General features: G+C 46.8%; 5 protein-coding genes. 1 reads left to right on the top strand and 4 read right to left on the bottom strand.

The window, feature by feature from the left end:
* The coding region (locus O3660_RS11505; RefSeq protein ID WP_371465003.1) for a pyruvate kinase at nt 1-776 on the bottom strand (776 nt) is incomplete at its 3' end.
* A gap of 213 nt (nt 777-989) precedes the next feature.
* Between O3660_RS11505 and O3660_RS11500 the strand changes: the two genes are divergently transcribed.
* On the top strand, nt 990-1,493 hold the full coding sequence (locus tag O3660_RS11500) for a hypothetical protein (protein ID WP_371465001.1): 504 nt from the start codon (nt 990-992) through the stop codon (nt 1,491-1,493).
* Between the two features lie 65 nt (nt 1,494-1,558).
* On the opposite strand, the gene O3660_RS11495 is transcribed toward O3660_RS11500, so the two are convergent.
* The 3 genes from O3660_RS11495 to O3660_RS11485 all read right to left on the bottom strand — a co-directional run bounded on the left by O3660_RS11495 (nt 1,559) and on the right by O3660_RS11485 (nt 3,512).
* Entirely contained in the window at nt 1,559-1,684 is a 126-nt protein-coding gene (locus O3660_RS11495) for a hypothetical protein (protein ID WP_318250487.1), read from the bottom strand.
* Between the two features lie 23 nt (nt 1,685-1,707).
* Nucleotides 1,708-2,571: a GNAT family N-acetyltransferase gene (locus tag O3660_RS11490; protein WP_049331270.1), complete on the bottom strand. Its 864-nt coding sequence runs from the start codon at nt 2,569-2,571 to the stop codon at nt 1,708-1,710.
* Between the two features lie 275 nt (nt 2,572-2,846).
* The gene (locus O3660_RS11485; RefSeq protein ID WP_049350906.1) at nt 2,847-3,512 is read right to left on the bottom strand and encodes a hypothetical protein; all 666 of its coding nucleotides are present in this window, start codon (nt 3,510-3,512) and stop codon (nt 2,847-2,849) included.
* Between the last annotated feature and the right edge of the window lie 185 nt (nt 3,513-3,697).

Below are 3,697 nucleotides of genomic sequence, written 5' to 3'. Positions count from 1 at the left end.
CGAGCAACCATAATACCGTCGCTGGCAAGGATGATTTCGTCCAGGTTTTCAATGGCTTCTACGCGCTCGATTTTGGAAACCAAACCGGGGCGTACGGCTGTACTGCCTTTCATTTCTTCTTCGACTTTGGCGCGTGCGATGTGCAAATCTTCGGCAGATTTCACAAAGCTGATGGCCAAGTAGTCGCAACCAATGGCAATCGCCGTTTTCAGGTCGCGGAAGTCTTTTTCGGTCAACGCGCCGGCAGACAGGCCACCGCCGCGTTTATTGATACCTTTGTTACTTTTCAGCACATGGCTGTTTTCTACCCTTGTAATAATCTTACTTCCTTCAACCGCTTCAACGGTCAAAGTCAACAGGCCGTCGTCCAGCCACAAAACATCGCCGGCAACGACGTCATTCGGCAAATCGCGGTAGTCCAGGCCAACCGCTTCGCGTGTGCCTTCACCTTCAAGCGCGGCATCAAGAACCAGCGTTTCGCCTTTGTTCAATTCGATGCTGCCGCCGGCGATTTTGCCGACGCGGATTTTAGGCCCTTGCAAGTCGGCAAGAATGGCGATTTCCTGACCCGCACGTTTCGCGGCTTCGCGTACGATACGGGCATTTTCTTCATGAAACTCCGGCGTACCGTGACTGAAATTGAAACGGACGACATTAAGGCCGCCGACACGGATCATGTCTTCCAACAATTGTACATTGTTGCTACCCGGACCCAGTGTGGCAACAATTTTGGTATTGTGGCTGATACGGGTTAAATCACGTTGCAATTGACTCATGTAAACGTCCTTTCCTGTTGATTCCACGTTTGATAATGAAGAAGATTGTACTCTTAATGCAATAATGTTGGCGTAAAATTACATCATTTTCTGACTTAAACTAAATTTATTTTTGCATTAACCTACTTTTCTATCGGATACAATACACTCTCACGTCGTCATTTTTGATTTTCAGACGGCCTCCCTCATACTAATAGAATACTCAACTGATCCATGAAACGTTTTTTGACTCCGCTACCCATAGGCATTGTTTTGGCTGACCTGATCTACGGTTTCGTACTTAATGTCATGCAAGGCTTAAATTTGCAACAAACCGCCGCCAACCAGTCCGGTACCATTTCCGTCACACCCGACATTGCCTTCAATAGCCTGCAAATCGTCGCCAACGGCGGCATGGTCTGCATTATCGGCTTCGGTTTGATTGTCTTGTTCCAACTCAACCGCGCCGTATTACGCCGACAAATCCTGCCTATCGGTATTTTCCGAACCCTCGGCCTGTTGGCTGTTTTGGCATTCAGCATTTCGTCTTTATGGGAATGGTTGCATGCCGCTTTGTCGCTGCTTTCTGGGCACAACGTTTTAAACTTCAGCAACCCGCGTTATCTGGTTACCGCAGCCTGCATGCCCATCATCGCTTTCTTGTGCATCCTGCGCCTGTACAATTGGTATCGCCTGCATCGGACTGTTGCCGCTGACGACACCTCCACGACCCTCTAATCAAGTTGCAAAAAGGCCGTCTGAAATAGGAAAACCTATTTCAGACGGCCTTGTCATTATATATCTCAACGTTGATGGTTGGTTTCTACACCGGCCTTAATCTCACCATACATTTGCGAGCTGCCTCCGCTGCCTGATGCGCAGGCCGCCAAGCTCAGTGTCAAAACAGCCGCGGTCAAAATCTTCAACATTGATTTCTCTCTTTCTACAAAAATTATTTCGGATCGCAACGGAAATGGTACGCACAAATTTCAAATCCGTTTTTGAAGTAGAGACGATGAGCATCTGCTCGGTCATGGTTCACATGGACATTCAGATGGATTTTGGTCGCACCCGTTTCCGCACCGATTTTACGTACTTCTTCCAACAAGCGTGAAGCATAACCTTTTTGGCGGCATTGCGGCATGGTTACGAGATCATCAATATGGATATGGTAACCACTGGCCAAGTTATGTGCAGTATGGAAACCGCATACGGCCACGGCATTTTGTTTGCCTTCTTCAAAAATACCCAGCAGGCGGTAGCCGGTTTTGCGCTGATGCTCGTTGATTTGTTCGACGAAACGGTGAATATCGGTCAAAGAAGAACGCAAAATGCTCAATGCCGCAAAAGCGGTTGCGGTTTCTTCCGGCGGAATTTCACGCAATACGCCAACCACAGGTGCGGCAGCTTGAGGCTCAGGCTGCGCATTGGCCGCTTCCGCACGCTCGGCGGCATGTTTTTCTTCAATCGCCTGCGCCAACAAAACGCGCTCGACCGGCACTTCGCCCTGCTGTTTGCTCTCTTGTTCTTTAAGCAAGGCTTTGCAGTCAATCACGCGCAAATCATTATCCGCCGCAAAGTCCATCAAGAAACGGAACATTTGCGGATTGTCTTCTTCCAACTTTTTATCGACCGCCACACAACGGACATTGTCCACCAAAATCGGGCGCACCCAATTAGAATAGGAAAGGCGGTTGTCTTTAGTAAAGGAAGACAAAATACCGCACAGGCGCTCCGCCCAGTCGCTTGGTCGGAAAATCTTGCCTTTGCTGGTCGTACCATGGATCACAACTTCATAAGGATTACACACTAACATAAGCAGCTTCCTGAGAGTAAATGGCTGAAGGAATATTTCGCCAGTGCCAACATCAGAAAAAGTTCCGATACATAGCAACAGATTATTGAAAAAATATCAGTAAGGTTTTGAAATACGACAATGATGAGACGGCTTGCCGATCCTGACAATCCGTTTCAAATTCTTTGATTATTATACCCGATACGCCTCTTTTTCTTCAAAAATCATTTGAAAAATAACAACAGGCCGTCTGAAAACAAGTATTTCGGTTTCAGACGGCCTGCATATTTTAAATATCAATACAACAATTTCTTGCGGGGCTTTTGCTCGCCACTGGATTTAATTTCTGACAAATTGAAATTCAGTATGCTCAAATCCAAAATGCTTTCAGAAGTGCATTGATCGCCAAAGGCATTTTCATAAGTGGCCTTCAGTTTCAACACGCCGCCAAATGTCTGGTCCGGCAATTCGGCAGCCAGCGCCAACATGCTTGCAAACACGCCGCCATACAATTCGCCCGATGCCAGCATATCCACACCGCCGGAAAACATCTCCAAGCGCATAACCGCATCGGCGACCAGCTTGCTCGGCAAGTGATCCGGCAAAGACTCTACCTCAAAACGCACATTCTTCGCCAAGCCCTTACCGCTATTGCGGACAATCAAAACCAATAAATCCGTTTGACCGTCAGAACGCTGCAACGTCGCATGCAAAACAGGATGAATGCTTTCTTTTTGAATCAGCTGCTCACGATGCAACATCTTGCTTTTTGCTTTGGATCGCGCAGAGACGACAGCCCAAATCAACCAAACAAATGCAACGGCAGAAATGGCAGTGACCAAAAGGGGAAGGTTGGTCAAATAGGCTTGCTGATTAAACCAAACTTGTGCTGCCAAAAATCCGGCAAAGAAAATCAAGACGTATAAAATTGGGGCAAACCGGCTTTGTATGGATGAGTGCATAAGTTTTCCTACATTTCGTGTCGTGTTATAAAAAATAATGCCTTTTGAGCAAATGATGTCATTAACTCAGAAGGCATTATTTTAACGTAATTTGCTTAATATCTTGCTTTTTATGAAACTGATATATCAAGCAGACAACTCAAACCGCACAGCTGTGTTTTCAGACGGCCTGAGAGTTTTATCAG

This window comes from Neisseria sp. 27098_8_139, assembly GCF_041433195.1.
In the GTDB taxonomy this organism is placed as follows: domain Bacteria; phylum Pseudomonadota; class Gammaproteobacteria; order Burkholderiales; family Neisseriaceae; genus Neisseria; species Neisseria subflava.
This window is presented reverse-complemented; position numbering and strand designations above follow the sequence as displayed.

Excerpts from the sequence above, each read along its gene's own strand:
- O3660_RS11500 (WP_371465001.1), top strand. The coding sequence starts at position 990 with ATGAAACGTTTTTTGACTCCGCTACCCATAGGCATTGTTTTGGCTGAC.
- O3660_RS11495 (WP_318250487.1), bottom strand. The coding sequence starts at position 1,684 with ATGTTGAAGATTTTGACCGCGGCTGTTTTGACACTGAGCTTGGCGGCC.
- O3660_RS11490 (WP_049331270.1), bottom strand. The coding sequence starts at position 2,571 with ATGTTAGTGTGTAATCCTTATGAAGTTGTGATCCATGGTACGACCAGC.
- O3660_RS11485 (WP_049350906.1), bottom strand. The coding sequence starts at position 3,512 with ATGCACTCATCCATACAAAGCCGGTTTGCCCCAATTTTATACGTCTTG.